The 21,306-nt window shown below is 71.1% G+C and carries 21 protein-coding genes; 11 read left to right on the top strand and 10 right to left on the bottom strand.

Translation table 11 applies throughout. The features are described 5' to 3' along the window. Window positions 1-43: 43 nt before the first annotated feature. From GGQ91_RS00770 to otsB, 3 genes are all read right to left on the bottom strand, one after another. Window positions 44-1,045 (bottom strand): glucokinase, encoded by a 1,002-nt coding sequence (locus GGQ91_RS00770; RefSeq protein ID WP_182591163.1) that lies wholly within the window; start codon window positions 1,043-1,045, stop codon window positions 44-46. A 118-nt stretch (window positions 1,046-1,163) separates the two neighbouring features. Next, complete coding sequence (locus GGQ91_RS00775) at window positions 1,164-1,568, bottom strand: DUF4260 domain-containing protein (RefSeq protein ID WP_043386997.1); 405 nt, start codon at window positions 1,566-1,568, stop codon at window positions 1,164-1,166. A gap of 78 nt (window positions 1,569-1,646) precedes the next feature. Continuing rightward, complete coding sequence (otsB, locus tag GGQ91_RS00780; protein ID WP_043349341.1) at window positions 1,647-2,390, bottom strand: trehalose-phosphatase; 744 nt, start codon at window positions 2,388-2,390, stop codon at window positions 1,647-1,649. Window positions 2,391-2,504: 114 nt separating this feature from the next. On the opposite strand from otsB, the gene GGQ91_RS00785 reads away from it, so the two are divergent. Next, window positions 2,505-3,014: a DUF427 domain-containing protein gene (locus GGQ91_RS00785; RefSeq protein WP_182591164.1), complete on the top strand. Its 510-nt coding sequence runs from the start codon at window positions 2,505-2,507 to the stop codon at window positions 3,012-3,014. A 51-nt stretch (window positions 3,015-3,065) separates the two neighbouring features. Next, complete coding sequence (locus GGQ91_RS00790; protein ID WP_182591165.1) at window positions 3,066-4,289, top strand: serine hydrolase domain-containing protein; 1,224 nt, start codon at window positions 3,066-3,068, stop codon at window positions 4,287-4,289. Between the two features lie 13 nt (window positions 4,290-4,302). Here GGQ91_RS00790 and GGQ91_RS00795 read toward each other — a convergent pair whose 3' ends face one another. The 4 genes from GGQ91_RS00795 to GGQ91_RS00810 all read right to left on the bottom strand — a co-directional run bounded on the left by GGQ91_RS00795 (window position 4,303) and on the right by GGQ91_RS00810 (window position 7,849). Next, entirely contained in the window at window positions 4,303-4,917 is a 615-nt protein-coding gene (locus GGQ91_RS00795) for a DUF2147 domain-containing protein (RefSeq protein ID WP_053610500.1), read from the bottom strand. Between the two features lie 899 nt (window positions 4,918-5,816). Continuing rightward, a complete protein-coding gene (locus GGQ91_RS00800; RefSeq protein ID WP_043386991.1) occupies window positions 5,817-6,026 on the bottom strand; it encodes a hypothetical protein in 210 nt (69 codons plus the stop codon). A gap of 412 nt (window positions 6,027-6,438) precedes the next feature. Continuing rightward, entirely contained in the window at window positions 6,439-6,639 is a 201-nt protein-coding gene (locus tag GGQ91_RS00805; protein WP_043349362.1) for a glycine zipper 2TM domain containing protein, read from the bottom strand. A gap of 106 nt (window positions 6,640-6,745) precedes the next feature. Continuing rightward, window positions 6,746-7,849: a helix-turn-helix transcriptional regulator gene (locus GGQ91_RS00810; protein ID WP_043349349.1), complete on the bottom strand. Its 1,104-nt coding sequence runs from the start codon at window positions 7,847-7,849 to the stop codon at window positions 6,746-6,748. Between the two features lie 447 nt (window positions 7,850-8,296). Here GGQ91_RS00810 and GGQ91_RS00815 point away from each other — a divergent pair, with 447 nt between their 5' ends. From GGQ91_RS00815 to GGQ91_RS00835, 5 genes are read left to right on the top strand one after another with little or no spacing between them, the layout of a single operon-like run. Continuing rightward, window positions 8,297-9,451, top strand: a complete 1,155-nt coding sequence (locus GGQ91_RS00815) for a polysaccharide biosynthesis/export family protein (protein WP_182591166.1) — start codon at window positions 8,297-8,299, stop codon at window positions 9,449-9,451. Then, complete coding sequence (locus GGQ91_RS00820) at window positions 9,448-10,980, top strand: GumC family protein (RefSeq protein ID WP_043349353.1); 1,533 nt, start codon at window positions 9,448-9,450, stop codon at window positions 10,978-10,980. Before GGQ91_RS00815 ends, GGQ91_RS00820 begins: the two co-directional genes overlap by 4 nt. After that, window positions 10,977-11,618 carry a CpsD/CapB family tyrosine-protein kinase gene (locus tag GGQ91_RS00825; protein WP_053610503.1) on the top strand — a complete coding sequence of 214 codons (642 nt, stop codon included), beginning with the start codon at window positions 10,977-10,979 and terminating at the stop codon, window positions 11,616-11,618. Before GGQ91_RS00820 ends, GGQ91_RS00825 begins: the two co-directional genes overlap by 4 nt. Next, complete coding sequence (locus GGQ91_RS00830; RefSeq protein ID WP_286963292.1) at window positions 11,615-13,255, top strand: O-antigen ligase family protein; 1,641 nt, start codon at window positions 11,615-11,617, stop codon at window positions 13,253-13,255. The genes GGQ91_RS00825 and GGQ91_RS00830 overlap by 4 nt, the downstream gene beginning before the upstream one ends. Next, window positions 13,252-14,184: a glycosyltransferase family 2 protein gene (locus GGQ91_RS00835; RefSeq protein ID WP_043354821.1), complete on the top strand. Its 933-nt coding sequence runs from the start codon at window positions 13,252-13,254 to the stop codon at window positions 14,182-14,184. Before GGQ91_RS00830 ends, GGQ91_RS00835 begins: the two co-directional genes overlap by 4 nt. Window positions 14,185-14,196: 12 nt before the next feature. Here the strand turns inward: GGQ91_RS00835 and GGQ91_RS00840 are convergent, their stop codons facing one another. After that, complete coding sequence (locus GGQ91_RS00840) at window positions 14,197-14,934, bottom strand: class I SAM-dependent methyltransferase (RefSeq protein ID WP_043354823.1); 738 nt, start codon at window positions 14,932-14,934, stop codon at window positions 14,197-14,199. A gap of 72 nt (window positions 14,935-15,006) precedes the next feature. On the opposite strand from GGQ91_RS00840, the gene GGQ91_RS00845 reads away from it, so the two are divergent. Next, window positions 15,007-16,149 (top strand): DUF1972 domain-containing protein, encoded by a 1,143-nt coding sequence (locus GGQ91_RS00845; protein ID WP_182591167.1) that lies wholly within the window; start codon window positions 15,007-15,009, stop codon window positions 16,147-16,149. Between the two features lie 28 nt (window positions 16,150-16,177). On the opposite strand, the gene GGQ91_RS00850 is transcribed toward GGQ91_RS00845, so the two are convergent. Both GGQ91_RS00850 and GGQ91_RS00855 read right to left on the bottom strand, forming a co-directional pair. Next, window positions 16,178-16,780, bottom strand: a complete 603-nt coding sequence (locus tag GGQ91_RS00850; RefSeq protein ID WP_043386983.1) for a serine acetyltransferase — start codon at window positions 16,778-16,780, stop codon at window positions 16,178-16,180. Then, window positions 16,777-17,298 carry a serine O-acetyltransferase gene (locus GGQ91_RS00855; RefSeq protein ID WP_236961721.1) on the bottom strand — a complete coding sequence of 174 codons (522 nt, stop codon included), beginning with the start codon at window positions 17,296-17,298 and terminating at the stop codon, window positions 16,777-16,779. The genes GGQ91_RS00850 and GGQ91_RS00855 overlap by 4 nt, the downstream gene beginning before the upstream one ends. A gap of 211 nt (window positions 17,299-17,509) precedes the next feature. On the opposite strand from GGQ91_RS00855, the gene GGQ91_RS00860 reads away from it, so the two are divergent. Genes GGQ91_RS00860 through GGQ91_RS00870 form a run of 3 tightly spaced genes read left to right on the top strand, consistent with a single transcriptional unit; the run spans window position 17,510 to window position 21,305 of the window. Then, entirely contained in the window at window positions 17,510-18,988 is a 1,479-nt protein-coding gene (locus tag GGQ91_RS00860) for a lipopolysaccharide biosynthesis protein (protein WP_182591169.1), read from the top strand. After that, window positions 18,985-19,926: a glycosyltransferase family 2 protein gene (locus GGQ91_RS00865; protein ID WP_182591170.1), complete on the top strand. Its 942-nt coding sequence runs from the start codon at window positions 18,985-18,987 to the stop codon at window positions 19,924-19,926. Before GGQ91_RS00860 ends, GGQ91_RS00865 begins: the two co-directional genes overlap by 4 nt. After that, window positions 19,923-21,305, top strand: coding sequence for a right-handed parallel beta-helix repeat-containing protein (locus GGQ91_RS00870; protein ID WP_043350967.1), 1,383 nt, complete (start codon window positions 19,923-19,925; stop codon window positions 21,303-21,305). The genes GGQ91_RS00865 and GGQ91_RS00870 overlap by 4 nt, the downstream gene beginning before the upstream one ends. Window position 21,306 lies beyond the last annotated feature (1 nt).

Raw genomic sequence — 21,306 nt, forward strand, 5'->3', positions numbered from 1 at the left:
TCGCCGGTCGCCTCGCCCCGTTGGCGGCGACGGCGCCCGTCCGTCACGCCTCCTTGCGCCACACCTGCCCGTGGTAGACGAACTTGGCGCCCTCGTTCGCCAGCGCCGCCAGGCCCCGGAAGGCCGGATCGTGGACGGTGATCACGCTGGTCGGGATCTGGCGCATCATGGCGGCGAAGGGTGCCTTCTTCTCGAAGGCGGCGCGGAAGCCGCTTTCCGCGAGCACCTTGAGGATCCGGGGCGCGATGCCGCCGCCGATATAGATGCCGCTGGTCGCCAGGAAGGTCAGCGCGAGATCCCCGCAGACTCGGCCGAGCACCCGGCCGAAAAGCTCGAGCGTCTCGGCTGCATGCGGATCGGTGGCGTTGAGCCCCGCCTCGGTGACGGCGGCCGGCTCGATCTTCCCGTGCGGCTGCCCGGTCCGGACATGGGCGATCGCCGCGTGCAGCCGCGACAGCCCCGGACCCGACAGCACCGTCTCCACGGTGACGCGGTCCTCGACCCGCTCCAAGACGCGCCAGACCTTCTCCTCGAACGCGTCGACCGGGCCGAGATCGGTGTGGCCGGCCTCGGTGGACACGATGGCGAGATGCGCCGCGTAGGGCACCAGCGCCGCCGCGCCGAAGCCCGTTCCGGGGCCCAGCACAACCCGCGCGCCGCCGGGCACGGGCGGACAGGGCCCCACGGGGGTGAGGTCGTGGGGCTCGATATCGGCGGCGCCGGCCGCCACCGGGACATAGTCGTTGACCACCACCGCGGCGGAGAGATCGAAATCCGCCGCGATGCGCTGGCCGGCGATCTTCCAATGCGCGTTCGTCAGCTGGATCTCCGGCCCGTCGACCCGGCCGGCGATCGCCAGGATGGCCGAGCGCGGCGAAGGCCCGCCCCCCTTCGCCAGCGACGCCCTGATGGCGCTCGACGGATCGGGATGGTCGGCGGTGGCCTCGTGGGAAAGCAGGCGGGGCTGTTGGCCGGCCGTCTCGATCAGGCCGAACCGCGCGTTCGTGCCGCCGATGTCGCCGACCAGAACCGGAAACTCGAACATCGCAACAAGCCCCTGCTACCTGTCCCGCCGCCGACGGGATCCGCACCCGACGCGGCTTCGGCGCTACATCGGCCCCGCGCCCCGGCGCGGGCAAGTCCCATTCGGCACCGGCCGCCTCTCAATGCGGCGCGATCGTGGTGTCACGCGGCCGGCCGATGACGCCAAGATGCGTATCGCCAAATCCGCTCGCGTATTTGAGACCATAGCCCAGCGCACGATCGAGGCCGATATGGGCGAGCCAGATCAGGGCTAATCCCACGAGATCGGGGTGGCCGAGGCCAGCCGCCAGACACAGGCCGACCAGCGGCAGGGCCAGGAAGTGAGCAAGGTTGTAGAGCACGGCACCGGCCACCGGGCCGGCCGCGTAGCCCAGCATGCTCACGTCGGGGACGAACAGCAGCGCGGCGAAGATCCACCACGATTGCCCGAGCCAGCCATAGGCCGACACGGCGCCGGCCAGGATGCAGGCGCCCTCGAGCCGCAGCAGCATCCGCGGCCAGCCGTCGACGGAACGGTTCGACATCGCGGCTCCCCATGATCGGCGCGCAGGACGACGGCCCGGGCCGCGGGCCGCGGGCCGCGGGCCGTCTGGCGAGACGGCTCAAGCCCGCGGAAGCGCGTCGGGATCGATCGCCCCCCCGGCGGCCCAGTCGCGCAGCAGCGCGCGGACGGCGGCGGGGTCGGGCAGGCGGCGGCGGGCGACGGTCTCGCCCTCGCCCACGCGTACCGCGATGCCGCCATCCTCGTTGATCGACGCGAAGGCAATCTCGTCGGTGCGGTCGTCCCCGAAGAAGACGGGTGTCCGGCCGGCATAGGGCGCCTCCGCCATGAAGGCGCGGATCGCGTGCGCCTTCGTCGCCTGCGCCGGGACGATCTCGCCGACCGCCTTGCCGAGTTGCAGGCGGTACGCGAGGCCGAGCGCGTCCGCCGCGTCCTTCACGAGCGTTTCGGCCCGAGCGGCATCGTCGGGATCCGCGAGGCGCCAATGCACCGCCACCGACGCGCCCTTGTCTTCGATCAGGACCCGCGCCAGCGCCGCGGTCTCGGCCTGGAGACGCGCGACCTGCCGGCGCAGATCCGGGTGATCCTCCATCTGGCCCCCCGTGATCGCACCGCCGACCCGGCGCTCGACGCCGTGAAGGCCGGCCGCGTCCAGGCGGGACGGCGTCAGAAAGCCGTCGATCACCGTCACCGGCCGGCCGGTCACGATCGCCAGCGCCCCGTCGAGGCGCGCCCGGAGCCGCTCCAGATCCTCCACCAGCCCCGGCTCGACCTGCACGGCGTCCGGCCGCGGCGCGATCTCGGTGAGCGTGCCGTCGAAGTCGAGGAAGAGGGCGATGTCCATCGCGGGCGATCCCGGGCTCGAGTGTCGGCGACGGGCTAGCACGGGCGAGGCCGACGACAAACGCCGGCCGCGCCGCCCTATCTGTATCCCCACAGGCACGTCACGAGGTTTCCCATGAGAGGATCGCCCTTCCGGCCCGTTCCGGATCCGGTCAGGCCCGGCGAGGAGAGCGTCTGGGACTATCCGCGGCCGCCGCGGCTGGAGCCCGTCCGGGAGCGACTGCGCGTGGTGCTGGGCGGCGATACGATCGCCGAGACCGTCTCCGGCTTCCGGGTGCTCGAGACCTCGCACCCGCCGACCTACTACCTGCCGCCCGCCGACATCGCGGAGGGAACGCTCGTGAATCCGCGGCGCGGCGGGATCTGCGAGTGGAAGGGCCAGGCGGTACTGTTCGACGTGCGGGGCGGCGACCGTCTCGTCCCCGGGGCCGCCTGGGCCTACCCTGACCCGACCCCGGATTTCCGCGCGATCGCCGGCTATGTCGCGTTCTACGCCGGCCCGATGGATGCCTGCTTCGTCGGCGCGGCCCAGGCGACGTCGCAGCCCGGAACCTTCTACGGCGGGTGGATCACGCCCGGCATCGTCGGACCGTTCAAGGGCGGTCCCGGAACGATGGGCTGGTGATTTTCCAGCCCTCCCCTTCTACCTTCCGGACCGCCACGACGAGGAGACCGCATGAGCGCGCTGACCGAGACCGATCCGACCGGCGCCGGGTTCAGCCCGGAAGGTCTCGCCCGGATCGCGCCATGGATGGACCGCCTCGTCGACGAGGGCCGGCTCGCCGGCCTGTCGGTCACCTTGGCGCGGCGCGGCCGTGTCGCCTTCGCGCGCGCCTGCGGGCAGGCCGACCTCGCCCGGGCGACGCCCTTCACCCTCGATACGGTGACGCGGATCTACTCGATGACCAAGCCGCTCACCTCGGTGGCGGTGATGCAGCTCTACGAGCAGGGCTTGTTCCAGCTCGACGATCCGATCTCCCGGGTCCTGCCCGAATTCGCCGAGATGCGGGTCGCCGTGGGCGGCAACCGGGTGAAGCTGGAGACCGAGCCGGCCCGCCGGGCGATCACCGTGCGGGACCTGCTGACTCACACGGCCGGGCTGACCTACGGCTTCATGGAGGCGACCCTCGTCGATGCGCAGTATCGCGAGCACGGCGTCGACTACCTGGCGCGCGAGGGCACGCTCGCCGAGATGACAGCCCGGGTGGCGAAGCTGCCGCTCCTCGCCCAGCCGGGCAGCGCCTGGAACTACAGCGTCGCCACCGACGTGCTCGGCCAGTTCGTGGCCGCCCTGAGCGGTCGTCCGTTCGCCGACTATCTCCGTGAGGCGGTGATCGGGCCGCTGGGCATGATCGATACCGACTTCTTCGTCCGGCCGGAGCTGATGCCGCGCTTCTGCGCCACCTACGCGTATGACCGCGCAAGGCAGCTGCGCCTGTTCGACGATTCCGTGGAGACGGCCTTCGCGAAGCCGCCCGCCATCGCGTCGGGTGGCGGCGGCCTTGTCTCCACGGCCGCCGATTACCAGCGCTTCTGCCGGATGATCCTCAACCGCGGCACCCTCGACGGCACGCGCCTCCTGGGCCGCAAGACCGTGGAGTTGATGCTGTCGAACCACCTGCCGGGCGATCTGGCCGCGATGGGCACGCCGCGCTTCGCCGAGACTTCATACACCGGCATCGGCTTCGGTCTGGGCTTCTCGGTGATGCTCGATCCGGCCCGCGCCCAGATCCTCGGCACGCCCGGCGAGGTCGCCTGGGGCGGCCTCGCCTCGACGGCGTTCTGGATCGATCCCGCCGAGGATCTCTCGGTGGTGCTCATGACGCAGCTCGTGCCGTCTTCGGCTCTGCCGATCCGGCGCGAACTGCGCGTCCTGACCTACGCGGCCCTGGCCGATTGAAGGCCGGTGCCCCTCACTCCGCGGGGGGCGCCTCGGTGGCGGGGGGCTTCTGGGCCGGTTTGGCACCGGCCTTGGCGGTCGGCTTGGGGGCGGCGCTGGCGTACTCCGGATCGGTGCGCGGACCGTTCGGACCATTGGTCGGGCCCGGGAGCTGACCGGGCGCGAGATCGGTTACCTTGGTCCAGGTCTGCGACTTGCACAGGAACGCGATCAGGCAGCCGCGCACCGTCAACTCGCCGGGCGTGTCGGTCCAGATGGTGACGTCGTAGGATTTGCCGTCCTCGGAATTGTAGATCTTGCCCTCGAAATGGGCGTCCGCGTTCGGCTTCAGGCCCAGGATCAGCTGGTGACCGAGCGACGGCCGCGCCTGCTTCTTGGGATCGGGGTTCTTGAAGTCGATCCGCGGCTCGCCCTTGTCGTTGAGCGGAACCTTCAGCCAAACCACGTAGCCACAGAGCCGGTCGCCCGCGGTCCCGCACTTCTCGAGACGCACGCGCGCCCGGCCGTCCTCGGTGAGGTAGGTGCCGCTGGGATCAGTGGGCGTCTTGGCCTGGGCCGTGCTCGCCAATGCCGAGAGCGCCAGGATTGCGAGCGGCGCAACCCGGCGACCGATCGATGTAAACCGCATACCTGAACTCCCATCCCTCGCGAGTCGTGATGGAGCCTTGACCGCCCGCCCTCGCGTAAACCGCTTTCGCGCGCGGAAAGACCGCTCTCTCCGCGCCATCGCGCCCGCGCCGAGCCGAGAACCGGACGACGTGCGCATCATGCCCGCCCTGTCCCGCGCGAAGTTGTCCGCATCATGACAACCCAACCGCAGTGTTGGGGCGTAATCGGCCCTGCGAAACGGGGGCTCGCGGTCCGATCCGCGTCGGCGGCAGGCTTCGGTCGGGTCAGAGCGCGCCCTGCATGAGCATCACGGCGCGCGAGCGCCCAGGCTTGCGGCCGCCACGCCAGCAAGGATGCGACAGGCGTGAAGCCGAGGCTTTCATGCAATGCAATCGAGGCGGGAGAGCCGCTGTCGGCGATGATGGCGACCAGAGTTCGACGGTCGATCTGCTCGCTACCCGCGACCGGGGTCGCAAGCGGGCAACGCCCGCCGCGGCCCGACCGGGCCCCGTGGATCAAATCCTCGCGGGTCGAGCGGCAGGCGGCGCGCTGGCGCTAGGGACCGGCATCGGCATAGCCCGCAACCGTGTCGGCTCAATCGGCCACGACACGGGATAGCCGCCTCCGCGCAGGACTTCGTAGCCGCGCCTCATTTCCGAGAGCGTCGGCGGCTCCCTCTCGACGCTGGCCGTGCTCGCAGTGACGGCGTCACCGTAGATCGCCGCGATGGCAGAACGATCGGCCCCGGTGGTCGAACGTATCACGTCTGTCACGGCGGCCCGTTAAGCGAAGTCGCCAACCACCGGCAATGGCACGGAGCTATCTCGGGCGGGCACGGCCACCGCAGGCGGGCAACCGTGACGCTGCGGCGGGATGGTCGCTTGGCGACTGATCCCGCAGGCTCGGAGAGCCGGTGGATTACTCGGCGGCGGACATCTCGGCAGTGAAGTGGCCGCACCAGTCTTTGGAGGCGACGACCGGCCAGAGGCCCTTCGACTCCGGGGCGGGCTGGCTGACCGGCGGATTGAAGCGGCAGAGGCCTTCGTCACCCTTTGCCTGGGCGCCGTTGAGCTTGTGATCGTCGAAGAAGCGGCAGCTCTCGCAAGCGGCGTTCGCGGTACCGGCCATCGGGTCTCTCCATCGGCTGACTGGGGGGTGGTGGAACCGTTTCGGGATCGTTCCCCCGACAGTTCTTAATTAGAATAGCTCGAAAGAACGGTCAACGGGCAGGCTTGCGCGGAGCTTGCGTCGGGCCACGCAAGCTGGTGGTGGCCGAAGGCGAACGGGGCAGACGCTGCGACGACGGCTGAGCGGCGGTGTTTCGAGATTCCGGCTGTACCCGCGGAGGTTGCAGCCAGGATTTGGGCTGGCCCCGAGGACGCCCGCGCAACCGGCATCGACTCAGTGCGACCGGGTGAGGTTCGAGAATGCAAAGAGGCCGGATTCTCAGGGAGAATCCGGCCTCGGCAATAGACACTTGTCGAACTAGCGTCGTCGCTACGCGATCCCGTCGCCTACGACGGCGTCGCGTGCAGACAGGCTAGCCCTGCTTGGCCTTCTTGTTGGCGTTGTGGTGACCGATGGCGCAGCCAGCGGCAGCGCCCATCTTGCCGTGGCCCGCCATATGTCCGGCAACGCCGCCGACCACGGCACCCTTGAGGCAGCCCTTTGCCTCGGCCGGCGCGCCGGTGAGCAGGGCCGCGATGGCCAGGGCAGAAGCGAAGGCGATCCGGTTCGTCATCGACATGTCTCCTTGCAGTCGACCGGAAACGGCTGCGCGGTCCGACCCGTTCCATTGGGGGCCGGGACCGGGACGCACCTGTTCCGGTTCACCGCGATGGGCGCGGTCAGCGCGCGAGACTCGCCACCAGTCGCACGAGGTCGGACTGGCGTGTCGCGCCGGTCTTGGCGAAAATCGCCTTCAGCTGCGAGCGGGCGGTTGCCGCAGTGATCGCAAACCGCGCTGCGCTCTCCGCGAGCGAGGTGCCAGTCGACAAGGCCAGGGCGAGACGTGCCTCCGCGGGAGTCAGCCGATAGACCGCCTGGAGAATGGTGGAGGTCGGCACCGTCATGGTCCCGGGAACGCTGCAGAGGAGGAGCGTGCTCGCTCCCCCGAACAGGCCGCGGGTCGGTCCGACCAACGGCACGACGTGGATCACGATGGGCGGCGCGTCCTGTCGCGGGACCACCACGGAGGAGATGGGCGGGCGGCCGAAGGGCCGCGCCAGGGCTTCCAGCTGCCGGGTTGCCTCCGGATTGTCCGCAGTGAGGCGACCGCCCGTGAGCTTCAGGTCGCGACCGAGGAGCGCGCCGAAGGCGTCGTTCCAGCGGAGCGCGCGCCCCTCGAAATCGAGGATCAGGGCGGGCCGGTCGATCAGCTCGAAGGCCTGCGTCAGCCCCGCCAGGCGGGCCTGCTCCACCATCGACGTCAGCAGAGCCGCGCGCTGCAGAAGCGGCGACAGGGTGGCGAGGCGCCGTTGCTCGTGTGCCTCGTACGGCCCCTGCTCCACCGTCCGCTGCAGGGACAGGCACCAGAGACGGCCCTTTACTGCGAAGCCGATGCCGGCGAACCAGCGCAGGCCGCGGGAGGCGAGCAGATCCTGGTAGAAGGGCAGGCGTGCGACTTCCTCAGGGGTGGTGAAGTCCTGATCGACCGCGATCCCGCGCGTCCGCATGAACGGGATTCCGCGCAGGCGGTGGTCGTCGCGGTGCCAGCCTTCGTCGAAGTAGCGGCGCGATGCGTCGGCAAGCGAGGCGGTGCAGAGCGATTCAAGGCTTCTTCGATCGGACCGGAGGAGCAGGGCTCCCTCGCTGCCGGACGCCCGTACGGTGCGCTCGGCCAGATCAGGCCAGCGCGCAGGATCGACGACCGCCTCCTCGAGATCTTCCCGGAACCCTGTCTCGAGGTCGTCGCGCAGGCGAGCGAAGAGATCCGGCCTCACGCCCGCCATGCGGCACGCCCTCCTCGCAACGAACAATGCCGTCCGGCACCGCGCCGCAGAGTTTCGACCCGCAGCTCGGACCGGCTTTCACCAGCGAACTATAAATCACGTCGTTAAATCCGAGCAAGCGTCCGGATGTATACAGCTTTCGATCGAGAGTACCGAAGTCTGAGGTGTCGGGATCTCGACGGGACCGCCTCGTCCAGCGGCTCGAACGTCAGGCCTTTTCATTTCGCGCTATCTCGAAGGTCGCGCCCGCAGGCGAGCCCGACTTCCCACACGGGCGGGAGTCCGCCTCCGCAGTTTGCCACGGCTTGCGATTTACAACCTCTGATAGAATTGGGAAAAGCCGGGTTCAAGCCTCGTTAACCAAGCTTTGCGATTGTATCGCGGTGCGCGGCTCGATCATGGGTTGTCTTCGAGCGAGCGCAGTCGAGCAGGATGCGGCTGAGGTCGATGGCGTTTTCCCTGTCTGGATTCCGCGGCGCGCCGTCCCGGCACGCCCGTCGCCCGGCCGGCGTCCTGGGGGTCGCCGTTGCGCTGCTCGGCTGCGCCCCGCTGCTCGCGGGCTGCATGTCGAGCCGTCCGCAGAGCGCGACGCGCGCGGGAACCGACGTGACCCAAACCGGCACCATCTCGGAGGGCCTGCCGCCCGCGTTGGTCGCCGCGGCGCAGGAGGAGGTCGGACGCACCATGCGCCTCGGGCTGGCGAACTACCGGCTCAATGTCGGCGACAATGTCGAAGTCTCGTTCCTGATCGATTCCAGCGTCGTCCAGCCGACCTACCGGCTGAATCCGAACGACGAGTTCGACGTCGATTTCCGCACCCATCCGGAGTACAATCGGACCGTGATCGTCCGGCCGGACGGCCGGATCTCGCTGCCCGGCAAGAACGGCATCAAGGTCGCGGGGCTGTCGCCGGAAGCCGCGGCCGGGCTGATCAAAAGCACCTACGACGACGTGCTGATCGACCCCGTCGTCACGGTGATGCTGCGCCGGTTCCGCACCGTGACGGACGATTTCCGCGACCTCACCCAGCGGGCCGATATGGGCCGCGTGAAGGTCCTGGCGATCGAGCCGGACGGCAAGATCAACCTGCCGATGGTGCCAGCCGTCCAGGCGGCGGGCCGGACCGTGCACGAGGTCGCCGGCAGCCTGAACGCCGCCTACAAGCACCAGCTCGCCTCGGTCACGACCAGCGTGCGGCTCGCGAGCCTCGTCCCGGCCAACACCATGGTGTTCGGCGAGGTGCGCGCCCCGGGCCCGGTCAGCCTTCAGGGGCCGCGGACCCTGGCTCAGGTCCTGGGCTCGGCCGGCGGCGTCCTGCCGACGGCAGCCGGCGAGGCCGTGCGCATCATCCGCTTCGACGCGGAGGCGGCCGGCAGCGTCCGCATCGTCGATATCAGCCAGCCGGGGCTCGCGGACTCGATCGTCGTGCCGCCCAACGCCACCGTCTACGTGCCGCCGTCGCTGCTCGCGAAGACCGCCCGCGCGGTGGATCTCGTGGTGCGCCAGATCCTGCTCTTCAACGGGACCGGCTTCGGCGTGAACTACATCACCGGGCCGTCCGCCAGCACCTCCAACACCGCCACCGTGAGGTCCGGCACGTGAGCCAGACCGACCTGACCGCCGCCGACGCGGGCGAAGGCCCGGCCTTCGACCTCCGCGACGCCCTCGCGGCCCTGTTCCGGCACATCCGGCCGGCCCTGCTGATCCTGGTCGCGGCCATCGTCGGCGCCGGGATCTACCTTCTGCTGACCCCGGCCGAATACACGGCGGACGCCAAGCTGATCATCCGTCTCGGACGCGAGAAGGCGGGCGCCCCGCTCCAGGGCGGCGCCAACCAGAACTACATGTTCTCCGAGCGCGCGCAGAACGTGAACAACGAGATCGAGATCCTGCGCGACCCCAGCATCGTGCGCGACGAGTTCGCGGCGCTGAAGCAGATGACGCCCACCGGCGATCCCGGCCCGCCCCCCGCGGACTGGATCGACTGGTTCATCTACCAGGGGCGCCAGGTCCTGCGCAGCGCCAAGGCGGTCAAGACCTGGATCGTCGAGACGGTGCGGGTGCCCTTCGAGGCGGTGGGCCTGCTGCGACACCTCACGCCGGACGAGAAGCTCTACGAGGCCTATCTCGCGGCCTTCAAGGTGGCGTTCGTCAAGGAGACGGACGTGATCGTGACCGGCTTCACCTGGACGGATCCGCACTTCGCCGCGCAGGCGCTCAACCGGCTGCTCGACGCCTACAAGCGCCGGCACGTGGAGGTCTACGCCGACGAGACGCCGGCCTCGTTCTACCAGAGCAAGCTGGAGCGCGCCCGGGCCGACCTCGCCGCCATCGACGCGCAGCTCGCGACCTACCTCAAGGGCAACAACACCGCGAGCTTCGAGATCGAGCAGCAGAACGACCTCGGCACGCTGGCCGATCTCGCCAAGCAGAAATCGGCGGCGCAGATCGAGCGCGAGGTGGTCGAGACCCGTCTCAAGCGCACCCGCGAGGCCGGACCCGACCGCTGGCAGCCGACGCCCTCCGACGCCGACCCGACGGTCACCGCTTTCGACCAGCGCTGGGCGGACCTGAAGACGAAGCGTGCCGAACTCGCGGTCCGGTTCCGGCCGACCGCGCCCGAATACGTGAGCCTCGACCGCGATCTCGCCGCCCTGGCGCGGCAGAAGTATCAGTCGCTCCTCGCCGCCGACACGGCGAAGCTCGCCGTGCTGGCCGAGAAGATCCAGAGCATCACGGCGATTGAGCAGACGCGCCGCAAGGCCGCCATCGGCCAGAGCGACGCGGCGCTGGCCTATGGCCGGCTGACCCAGCAGAAGGGCCTGCTCACCGACGAGATCACCGAGACGCAGAAGCGGATCGACGCGCTGAAGACCGGCACCGGCCTCGACGCGCAGGCCGTCACCTCCTCGGCCCTGGTGGCGCGCGCCGTGCCGCCGCGGCTGCCCTCCGGCCCGAACCGGCCGCTGATCCTCGGCCTCGCGGCCGGTCTCGGTCTGCTCGCCGCGCTGGCCTACGTCGCTCTCGCGGAGATCCTGGCCCAGACCTACCGCAGCGCGTCGGAGGTCGCCCGCTCGCTGCGGGTGCCCGTTCTGGCCGCGGTGCCGCTGCAGACAGGAACCGCCGGATGATCGCCGCCGCAGCCGCCCCCCGCATCGATCCGGCGATCCTCGAACCGGCGCTCGTCCAGCTCACCCGGAATGAGGCGCGCGTGCGCCGGGTCGGCATCACCGCGGTCCAGACCGGCGAGGGCGTGAGCACGCTCGCCCGCGAACTCGCCGGCGCCTACGCCCGGCGCGGCCGCAGCGCCGTGCTGATCGAAGCCAACTGGTCCCGCCCGTCCCTCGCCGAGGCCTACGGACTGATCGGACGGCCGGGCTTCGCCGACATCGTCGCCGGGGCGGTAGCGCCGAGCCGCGGCGTCCACGCGGTCGCCGACGGCCTCAGCGTCGTGCCCGCGGGAACCCCGGCGGCGATCCGGAAGGCGACCTTGGACGACGGGCGCGTCGAGGATTTCCTGGCGCTGGTCGACGAGCGCTTCGATCTCGCCCTCGTGGATTGCGAGCCGATCACCGAGATCGGCGACGCCGCGGCGCTCTCACCCTTCGTGGACGGATTCATCGTGGTGATCGGCGCCGAGCGCACCCGCCGAGCCGTGGCGCAGCAGGCCCTGGCCGACCTGAGGGCCGCCGGGGGTGCCCCGCTGGGCGTGGTTCTCAATCGCACCCGCAGACCGATCCCGAAATGGCTCTACCGGTGGCTCGGGTGAGCGCGGCGCACACTCGCACGCTGCGGGCCCTGCCCATCGCGGGAATCGGGTTCGCGGCGGCGGCTGGCGCGGTCGCACTGAGCGCGGCGCCCCTGAAGTTCGCCGTCGTCGGGTTGGCGGCGGCATTCGGCGGCGTCGGCGCCCTGATCGTCGGGCGGCTCTATCGCCTGACGCCGGTCCTCCTCGTGGCCCTCGCGGTCGGGCTGACGGTCAAGCTCGACGTGAGCTTCTTCCAGCATTTCGAGGCCGTCGGGCAGTACCTGCCGAGCATCGGCGGCGGGGCCGGCCTGACGGTGAGCGTCGCCCTTCTCGTGGCCGTGGCGCTGATCACCGCCAAGCTCACGGGCCTCTGGGAGAATGCGCCCGGCCTGCGGCTCGACCGCCCCCTCGTCCTGACGCAGGTCGGCTTCCTGATCGCGGGCCTGCTGTCGCTCACCAACGCCACCGACCCGGCCTATCTCTGGTTCGACACGTGGCGCTTCGTCGGCCTGCTCCTGGTCTCGGTCGCGGTCTCGAACCTGTCGGAATCCGACATCCGGACCCTGGCGCTGGCGATCTGCGCCCTCTGCCTCGTCCAGACCGCGGTGGCGGGGCTGCAATACGTCTCGGGCTCGGAACTCGGCCTCTCGGTGCTGGGCGAGGAACAGATCGTCGAGGAGAACATCAACTTCTCGGCGCAACGCCGCGCCGGTGGCCTGAAGGTCCACCCGAACATCCTGGGCTATTATTACGAGTTCGTCTGGCCCCTCGCCCTGGCGCTGGCCCTCTCCCGCGGCCCGCTGATCCTCCGCCTCGTCGGGGCAGCGGGCGCCGCGTCGGCACTGGTCGGGGTGGTACTGACCCTGTCGCGCGCATCCTGGCTCACCTTCCCGGTCTCCGCCGCGCTCCTGATCCTGCTGGTTTATCGGGACCGTCTGTTCTCCCGGGCGAGTCTGATCGTCTTCGGTCTTCTGGCAATCGTCGGCAGCGTCGCGGCCCTCTATGCCGGTCCGCTGATCTGGGAGCGGCTCACCGCCGACGATGGCGGCTCGGCCGCCCAGCGCGGCCCGCTGAACGCGGCGGCCCTCGCCCTCTTCGAGCAGTTTCCGGTCTTCGGCGTCGGCCTGAACAACTTCGGCAATCAGTTCGCGGTCCTCGACAAGACCGGCCTGTCCCGGCTCGCCGGGCTCTTCGACCGGTCGAACCACGTGGTGCACAACCTGCACATCCTGATCCTCACCGAGGTCGGGATCGTCGGCTACGCGGCCTTCGCGCTGGTCTTCGGGATCGGGATCTTCCGGGGGTTCCGCGCGGCCCGCCGCGCGCCGGTGGGCGATCCCCTCGCGGCGATCGCGGCGGCCTGCGCGGTCGGGCTGATCGCGCATCTGCTGCACGGCCTGGTCGATCCGGGCTTCCGCCTGAATCTCGGCATCGCCGAGCTGCTCTACACCGGCCTCGGACTGATCGCCGGGGTGCGTGCCGCCCAGCGGCAAAGGGCCGTTCAGGCGCGCCGGCCGGTCGGGCCGATGGAACCGAGAGGCGCGACACGCGCCCTCCCCGCCCAACGGAAAGGAACCGCGTCCCCCCTCGCCAGCGCCCCGGGAGCGCCCGCGTCCAGGACCGGCCATACCCCCTTCACACGTGGAGACCGATCATGAGCGCCGTCAGCCTCAGCGTCCTGATCGTCACCTACAACGCCGGTCGGGACATCGCGACCTGCCTGGAACTGCTGGCCTCGAGCCGGATCGACCGCCCCTACGAGGTGATCCTCGTCGACAACGCCTCGACCGACGGCACGCCGGAGCGCGTCGCGAAGGCTTTCCCCTGGGTGCGGGTGATCGCCGAGCGCACCAACCACGGCTTCGCGGGCGGCAACGCCGTCGCCCTGGAGCACGCGCGCGGCGAGGCGATCCTGCTCCTCAACCCCGACGCGTTCCTGCGCGACCCGGAGGCCCTGACCGGTCTCCTGGCCCATCTCGACGCGCATCCGGACGTCGGCGCCGTCGGCCCGCGGCTGACCTTTCCGGACGGGACGCATCAGGTCGGCGATGCCGGCTACGAGCCGCGCCCGCTCTCGATCCTGGTGCACGCCGCCGGCCTGTCGGGCCGCCTCGGCCGGCGTGGCCTCTATCTCGCCAGCCGGCAGGCCCGCGGCACCGGAGCCCTCGACGTGGACTGGATCTGCGGCGCCTGCCTGCTCCTGCGCCGGTCGGCGATCGCCGCCATCGGCGGTCTGCACAGCCCGATGTTCCTCTACGGCGAGGACGTGGATTGGGGATGCCGCCTGCGCGATGCCGGCTGGCGCGTCGCCTACCTTCCGGGGATTGCCGTTCTCCATCTCCAAGGGGGCTCGGGAGGTACCCGCTCGCCCCGCTGGCTCGACGGGCTGGCGACCATCTACAGCCTGCGCAACGCCGGCCGGCGCCTCTCGTCGCCGGCCTTCTTCTCGGCCCCGCTGCGGCTCGGCTTCACCCTGCGCGCCCTGGCCTACGGATTCGCGGCCCGGCTGCGCGGGCAGCCGGACCTCGCCCGCAAGGCCGAGGACATGCGCAGATTTGCCAGCCATCTGCGCAGTCTTCGCCTCTGACCGGACCGTCCCTCACGGTCGTTTACGAATGAACACCATGTGGTAGCCCTTGAACGGGCCCGGCGTGAGCCGGAACAGCAGCTCCCAGAACTTGCCCAGGACGATGTTCTCGCCATGATAGAACGGCTGCCCGTCGAAACTGTAGGTGAAGTGCTCGAACCGATCAGTTGGGAAAAGCCGCTTCCGCGCCGCCTCCGTGTTCATCGTGTAGAGCGGCACGAACGAGTCGATCTCGACCCGCCGGGGCTCGACGAGGCGCAGCACCCGGGCGTGCAGCCGCTTCGGGATGAGCCGTGCCCCGATCCCGACATAGCCCCAGCGGTTGGGCGTCCAGGCGCAGAGCCAGCCGCCCGGGGCGAGAACCCGGCCGAGTTCCGCCGCGGTGGGCTCGGGATGCTCGATGTGTTCGAGGACCGAGAAGGCCGAGATCAGGTCGAAGCTCCCGTCCGGGAATGGCAGCATCCCGTCGTGCCCGATCAGCCGGACCTCGTCGGCCGACTTGTTGCCGAGAACCGCCTCGTCGACGTCGCAGGCGACCACGTGGGCGCAGCGCCCGCGGAAGTCGCCGAGGTGTCGGCGCAATGGGACCGGATCATCGCTCCACTTGCCGCGTCCCGCGCCGAACTCCATCACCCGCATGTCCGGGCGGAGCAGCGCGTTGACGCGCACGATGTACTCCATCCGGTGGTCGTGCCGGGAGTAGCCTCCGGCTCCCATCTCCCGGAACAGACGCTGTTCGACCGTGACCATGCCTCAGACTCCTCTGAACGTGTCGCGCCCACGGCGCATGTGAAGGCGGGGGAGCCGGGCGGGCGCCCGGCGGTGGCGATCCTCGGCACACGCGGGGTGCCGGCGGCGCATGGGGGGTTCGAGACCCTGGCGGAGCGGCTCGCGCTCGAACTCGTGGCCCGGGGCTGGCGGGTCGAGGTCTACTGCCAGGTGCGCGAGCCGGCCCCGCCAACGGTGTGGCGTGGGATCCTGCTGATCCCGGTCGCGGTCCGGGGCGACGGTGCCGTCTCGACGATCGTGTTCGACCTGAAATGCACCCTGCGGGCGGCCTTCCGGCCCGCCCTGCCCCTCGTGCTCGGCTACAACACCGCGGCGTTCTCGCTGCTCTACCGGCTGACGGCCAAGCGCAGCGTCATGAACATGGACGGCATCGAGTGGAAGCGCGACCGCTGGTCGAAGCCCGCCAAGGCCTGGTTCTGGCTGAACGAGCGCCTCGGCAGCCTGTTCTCGACGCACCTCGTGGCGGACCACCCGGAGATCGCCACGCACCTCGCCCGCGGGACCTCGGCCGCCCGGATCACCACCATCGCGTATGGCGCCGACCCGGTTCTGGAAGCCTCGACCGAGCCGCTGGCGAAGTTCGGCCTGCGCCCCCGCGATTACGGACTGCTGATCGCCCGGGTGGTGCCGGAGAACCTCGTGCTCCAGGTCGTCCGGGCCTGGAGCGAGGTGCGCCCGGGCCTGCCGCTGCTCGTGCTGGGCAAGCTCGCGGAGTCCGACCCGTATCACCGCGCCGTCCGGGCGGCGGGCGGACCGGACGTGATCTTCGCCGGCGCGATCTACGAGGCCGAGCGCGTGGCCGCGCTCCGCTTTCACGCCCGCTTCCACATCCACGGCCACACGGTGGGCGGGACGAACCCCTCGCTGGTCGAGGCCCTGGGGGCGGGCTCGCCGATCCTCGCCCACGACAACCCATTCAACCGGTGGGTGGCGGGGCCGCAGGCGCTCTATTTCGGCGACGAGACCGAGTTGCGGCGGGGCATCCTGAGCCTGGTGCAGGCCGGGCCGGGCCGCCTCGACGTCATGGGCGCCGCCTCCCGTCGCCGGCACGCCGAGGCCTTCACGTGGCGCGTCATCTTCGACGCCTACGAGCGCGTCCTGCGCCGCCAGATCGCGCCCGCACGAGCCGGCCGCGGCGCGCTGCGGGCGGTCCGCGGGGAGCACGGGCGCGCGTGACAGGCGCCGCGGCCCTGCGCGGCCGGGTCTAGCGCCCATGAATCGTCCCCTGGGGGCGCCGCGGACTGCGAACCTGCCGCTGGGCGATCATCGTCACGGTGCCCGCCGGCACATCCCGAAGACTGCAGACCGCGATGCCGACCGTCGCGCCCGCGCCGATGGCGACCGATCCCTGGATGGCGGCGTGCGCGCCGACGATCGCGCCGTCCCCGAGATCAGGACCGTCGGCGGGAAACGGCTGGTCCGGAAGGACCCAGTCCCGCGGTCCGACCAATGTCCCGGGCAGCAGCGTCAGGTCGGCCCCGGCCGTCGCGCAGAAGGCGACCCGCGCCGGATGCGGCACGAACAGGCCCGGCCCCACGCGCGAGCCCGGATGCAGGCTGGCCCCCGTGAGACGCAGCGACAGGTCCGCCACGAGGGCGGCCGAGCGGCGCCAGCCCCTGCCGTGCAGCAGATGCGCGGTTCGATGCAGGATCGCCACCTGCATGGCCGGAAGCAGGAGGTGCATCAGGCGTCGGAGCCGGGCGGTCGGCTTCCCCCCCGTGGTCTGATGCAGGATGCGGGCGAAGTCGGCCGCCAGGAGGCGCCGCATCCCCGACAGGGTGCCATGGTCCGACATCGCGTTCCTCATGGCGCGACGTTCCGGCCGGGGAGCGGGCGCCAGGGTTGCGGCATGATCTCCTCGTCGGCCTCGACGGACTTCAGGGTGATGGTCCGCGGCCCGATCCGGGCGCGGTCCCCGACATGCACGGCGCCGAGGACGATGGCGCCCGCCTCCAGCATCACGTCGTCGCCCAGCACCGGAAGGCCCGGGCCGCCGCCGATATCCTGGTCCGGCTCCTTCAGCAGGCCGCCGATGGAGGCCTGGATGCCGAAGGCGGCGTCGCGGCCCACGGCGCCGGCGATCACGGTCCCATAGGGCTGCGGCAGGAACAGGCCGCCGGCGATCCGGCTGGAGGGCGGGATGTCGGCGCCGGTCCACCAGCCGTTCACGAGCCACAGCAGCCACGCCGCCATCCGCCAGCCGCGCTCATGGGCATAGCGGGACAGGCGGTAGAGCCAGATCGCGTGGTAGCCCCGGCGAAAGGCCGCCGGCCCGCAACCGCGGCGGCGCCAATGATCCCGATCGGCGGCCAGGGCGGCCCGCACCTCCCCCCATCGGAGGCGCCGTCCCGGCTCCGCTTCTGATCGGCGCGCGAGACACAGGTCCGACCCAGCGGCTGTCTCGGACATACGCAGTCCTCCGGTTTTGCCAACGCGATAACTCTGCAACCATAAATTGAGACACCGGTTGCAAGCCATACGCAGCATGCCACGATGCAATCGTAGGTCGCAGTTTTCAGTCAGACGTCACCGAGAGATGATCCGCTTGGTAAACCGATTGTCGGGGCGCGGACGGGCCGGCGGGCTCCGTTATGGTGCGAATCTGCTCGGGCAGGCTGCCGGCCGCGGCGTCTACCTTGCGGCAGGCCTCGCAGCCTTCGTGATGGTCGGGCACATGGCCGGGCCGGCGGCCCTCGGTCGCTACGGCCTCGCCCTGGCGATCCTGGCGGTGGCGCTGATCGCGGCGGATTTCGGCACGACCCTGACCTTCGGGGCGCGCCTCGGTGCGATCGAACCCGAGATGCGGGCGGCCGAGTTCGGCCGAATGCTGTCGGCGCGGCTCGTCCTCGGCCTCGGGACCGGCGCGGCGCTGCTCTGCATTCTGCCGATGCTGCCGGACGCCATCCAGCCCGCGCTGGCGCTGGCCGCCCTGCTGATGCCCCTCGCGGCCGCCCGCTTCCTCGACGCCCTGTTCCAGGTCTGCGGGCGGCCCGGCTGGTCCGTCTGGCCGGCGCTCGCCAACGCCGTCATTCTGATCGGCGGGACCGCTCTCGCGCTCCGGTTGCAGCTTCCGGAGGCGGCCCTGAGCCTTGTGGCGGTCGGCGCCGGCATCGCCTACGGCGCCGTGGGACTGGCGCTCGCGCTGCGCCTCGTGCCCGCCCGCCTCGCTCCCCTGCCGCAGGCCCTGGCGACCATCCGGGCCGCGGCGGGCGTGGGCGTCGCGAATGCCCTCGGTTCGCTCAACGGCCGGATCAGCCTCATGATGCTGGCTGCCTTCGCGGGCGCGGCCGAGCTCGGCCAGTTCACGGCCGGCTTCCGGTTCTTCGAGCTCGGGGCCGCGGTGGCGATCACCCTGTGTGCGCCGCTCGTGCCGGTCTTCGGACGGGCCGTCGGCCCCCTGGTGGACGGACGGCCGCGGACCGGGACGGCAGCGCTGCGGACCCGGGTTCGCACCGCGCTGGTCCCGATCCTGGCCGCCTCCTGCGCGGGAGCGGTGGCGGCCTGCGCCCTCGCGGAGCCGCTCGTGCGCCTCGCCTTCGGGCCGGACTTCCCCGGCGCCGTCCCGGTGCTGCGCATCGCTACCGGGATGAGCGTCCTGCTGATCGCGGCCACGATCCTGTTCGCGGGCCTCGTGCCGCTGGGGCGGACCGGCTTCGCGGTGCGCGGGAGCGCGGCGGCCTGCGCCACCAACCTCATCGCCTGCACGCTGCTGATCCCCTGGAACTCCCTGCTCGGCGCGGCGCTCGCGGCGCTGCTCGCGGAGGCCGCGATGCTCCTCGTGCTGGCCCATGCCTTCTGGCGGCAGGCTGGACCGCCCCTGGCGCTGGCGGACATCCCGATCCTGGCTGCGCCGGGCCTCCTCACCGCCCTCGCCTGGGCGGCCGGCCCCGCCGCGCTGGCGCCCGGGACGGTCCCCGCCGTCGCGGCCGTCTCGGCCGCCCTGGTCGGGTGGCTGTGCCTGCGCCGCCCCCCGACCGATCCCCTCCCCCTCCCGCTTCCGGAAGCCTCGTCATGAGCGATGATCCCGTGCTCTCGGTCATCATCCCGACCTACAACCGCGCCGACACGCTGCGCCTGTGCCTCTGGGCCTTCGATCGGCAAGAGACGGACGCGCCCTTTGAGATCGTGGTCTGCGACGACGGCTCGACGGACGGCACCGGAGCGGTCATCGACCGCGCCGTCGCCGCGGCCCGGATCCCGGTGGTCCATCTGCGCCAGGAGAATGCCGGCGCCAACGCCGCCCGCAACCGCGCCATTGCGGCGGCCCGGGGCGAGCGCCTCCTGATCGTCAACGACGACACCATCCCGGTGCCGGGCCTCGTCGAGGCGCACCGGCGCGCCCATGCGCGGCGGGGGGGACGGAGGACCGCGATCCTCGGGCGCATGACCATCGACCCGGCCCTGCCGTTCTCGCCGTTCTCGGCGCTTCACCACGACGCCTCCTACGATGCGCTCGCGGGCCGCGACGAGGTCGGCTGGGACGCGTTCCTGACCTGCAACGTCAGCGTCGACCGGGGCTTCCTGGAGGAGGCCGGGGGCTTCGACCCGAAGCTGTTCTGGCACGAGGATATCGAGCTCGGCGAGCGGCTGGTACGGCGCGGCATGCGCCTGTTCTACGCCCCCGAGGCGCTCGGCTATCACCATCACCTCCTGGACGAGGCGGCCTATCTGCGCATCGCAGAGCGCGAGGGCGCAGCCCTGGTGCTGTGGTACCGCAAGCGCCCGGACCTCGTCGCGGATCTCGGCCGGCTCGGCCTGGTCGGGCCGCCGCCGCTCGGCGCGGCGGCACGCCACCGGGTTGCCGACCTCGCGATGCCGCAGGCCCTGCTGCCCGGCTGGCAGATGGCGGCCCGCGCGCTGACGCGGATCAGCCCGAAGGCCGGCCGCAGCGTGTGGCGCCGGCTGTTCCAGCGGCGCAAGCGGCTCGCCATCGCCCGGGCGCTCGCGGCATGAGACAGCCCCGCACGATCCTCGGCAGCGCCCTCGCGGCGCTGGTCCTGCCGGTCCTGGCCGCCTGCGGCCCGGCCGGTGCGCAGGTGCAGCAGAACATCCTGGTCGATCCCGCCGGCGGCACGAAGCCCGGCTACACCACGGTGGCGCGCCTCGCCGACGTGTCCTTCGCCACCCTCGGCCCCGGCTCGACCGTGCTGGTCCGCGGCGGCAGCTATGGCGACGTCGTCTTCATCGGATCCCGCGGGACCGAGGCCGCGCCGGTCACGGTGGCGGCCGAAACCGGCACGCAACCGCGCCTGTCCAACTCGGTGGTGTTCGAGAACGCCGCCTACGTGACGGTCACCGGCCTGACCGTGCAGGGCGCGGTGAATTCCGGCTTCATCATCCGCCGGGGGTCGAGCCACGTGACGGTCGCGGGCTCGACCGTGTCCCGGTCCGGCCTCGGCATCTGGATCGGCGACGGCGCGGGCGCCGGGCACCGGATCACCGGCAACACCCTCTCCGGCAACCAGACCCACGGCGTCGCCGTCGACGTCATCAACGCGCCCCCCGAGGACCCGAGCTACATCCTCGACAACACCGTGACCGGCAACGGCATCCACGGGATGGAGATCAACGGCTCCGGCTACGTGGTGGAGGGCAACCGGGTCTCGGGCAACGGCGTCGGGATGTCGGGCACCTCCGGCATCCACGTCTACGCCAAGGACGCCGCCCAGGACGCGGGCGACCGCAACACCATCCGGTACAACATCGTCACCGGCCAGAAGGAGACCACCGGCCAGGACGGCAACGGCATCCAGATCGACCAGTGGTGTGACGACAACATCGTCGCGTTCAACGTCGCGGCCGACAATGACGGCGCCGGGATCAACCTGTTCGACGCCGGCTCCAACACGGTGGTGAACAATACGACCACCGGCAACATGCGCGATTCCGGCGGCAAGCACGTCTATCGCGGCGAGATCGTGCTCGCCTCCGACTACACCAAGCAGGTCGACCGCACGTCGAACAACCGGGTGATCAACAACATCGCCTACGCGACCCGGCCGAACGTGGCCGCGATCGTGGTCGAGGCGACCACCACCGACAACAACAACGCGATCGGCCCGAACTTCCTCGGCAGCGCCGTCGGCGCCCCGCTCTACCGCTGGGGCAATCAGGCCACCGGCGACGGGACGAGCCTGCCGCTCAACGGCCAGGGTCCCGACCTCACCGGCACGCCCGCCTTCCGCGATCCTGCAAGCCCGATGACCGGCGGCCTCGCCCTGACCGCCGCCCCCGCCCGCGCCGGCATCCCGCTCGGCGCCACCCGCGACATCGCCGGCCGGGCCTACGCCCCCGGGGAGGCCCCGACCTTCGGCGCCTACAGGAGCCCTTGAT

This window comes from Methylobacterium fujisawaense (genome assembly GCF_014138435.1).
In the GTDB taxonomy this organism is placed as follows: domain Bacteria; phylum Pseudomonadota; class Alphaproteobacteria; order Rhizobiales; family Beijerinckiaceae; genus Methylobacterium; species Methylobacterium fujisawaense.

Coding starts and splice junctions, on each gene's coding strand:
- GGQ91_RS00825 (WP_053610503.1), top strand. CDS start 10,977: ATGATCGCCGCCGCAGCCGCCCCCCGCATCGATCCGGCGATCCTCGAA.
- otsB (WP_043349341.1), bottom strand. CDS start 2,390: ATGGACATCGCCCTCTTCCTCGACTTCGACGGCACGCTCACCGAGATC.
- GGQ91_RS00835 (WP_043354821.1), top strand. CDS start 13,252: ATGAGCGCCGTCAGCCTCAGCGTCCTGATCGTCACCTACAACGCCGGT.
- GGQ91_RS00840 (WP_043354823.1), bottom strand. CDS start 14,934: ATGGTCACGGTCGAACAGCGTCTGTTCCGGGAGATGGGAGCCGGAGGC.
- GGQ91_RS00850 (WP_043386983.1), bottom strand. CDS start 16,780: ATGAGGAACGCGATGTCGGACCATGGCACCCTGTCGGGGATGCGGCGC.
- GGQ91_RS00815 (WP_182591166.1), top strand. CDS start 8,297: ATGGCGTTTTCCCTGTCTGGATTCCGCGGCGCGCCGTCCCGGCACGCC.
- GGQ91_RS00775 (WP_043386997.1), bottom strand. CDS start 1,568: ATGTCGAACCGTTCCGTCGACGGCTGGCCGCGGATGCTGCTGCGGCTC.
- GGQ91_RS00785 (WP_182591164.1), top strand. CDS start 2,505: ATGAGAGGATCGCCCTTCCGGCCCGTTCCGGATCCGGTCAGGCCCGGC.
- GGQ91_RS00790 (WP_182591165.1), top strand. CDS start 3,066: ATGAGCGCGCTGACCGAGACCGATCCGACCGGCGCCGGGTTCAGCCCG.
- GGQ91_RS00805 (WP_043349362.1), bottom strand. CDS start 6,639: ATGACGAACCGGATCGCCTTCGCTTCTGCCCTGGCCATCGCGGCCCTG.
- GGQ91_RS00800 (WP_043386991.1), bottom strand. CDS start 6,026: ATGGCCGGTACCGCGAACGCCGCTTGCGAGAGCTGCCGCTTCTTCGAC.
- GGQ91_RS00795 (WP_053610500.1), bottom strand. CDS start 4,917: ATGCGGTTTACATCGATCGGTCGCCGGGTTGCGCCGCTCGCAATCCTG.
- GGQ91_RS00870 (WP_043350967.1), top strand. CDS start 19,923: ATGAGACAGCCCCGCACGATCCTCGGCAGCGCCCTCGCGGCGCTGGTC.
- GGQ91_RS00860 (WP_182591169.1), top strand. CDS start 17,510: ATGATCCGCTTGGTAAACCGATTGTCGGGGCGCGGACGGGCCGGCGGG.
- GGQ91_RS00810 (WP_043349349.1), bottom strand. CDS start 7,849: ATGGCGGGCGTGAGGCCGGATCTCTTCGCTCGCCTGCGCGACGACCTC.
- GGQ91_RS00770 (WP_182591163.1), bottom strand. CDS start 1,045: ATGTTCGAGTTTCCGGTTCTGGTCGGCGACATCGGCGGCACGAACGCG.
- GGQ91_RS00865 (WP_182591170.1), top strand. CDS start 18,985: ATGAGCGATGATCCCGTGCTCTCGGTCATCATCCCGACCTACAACCGC.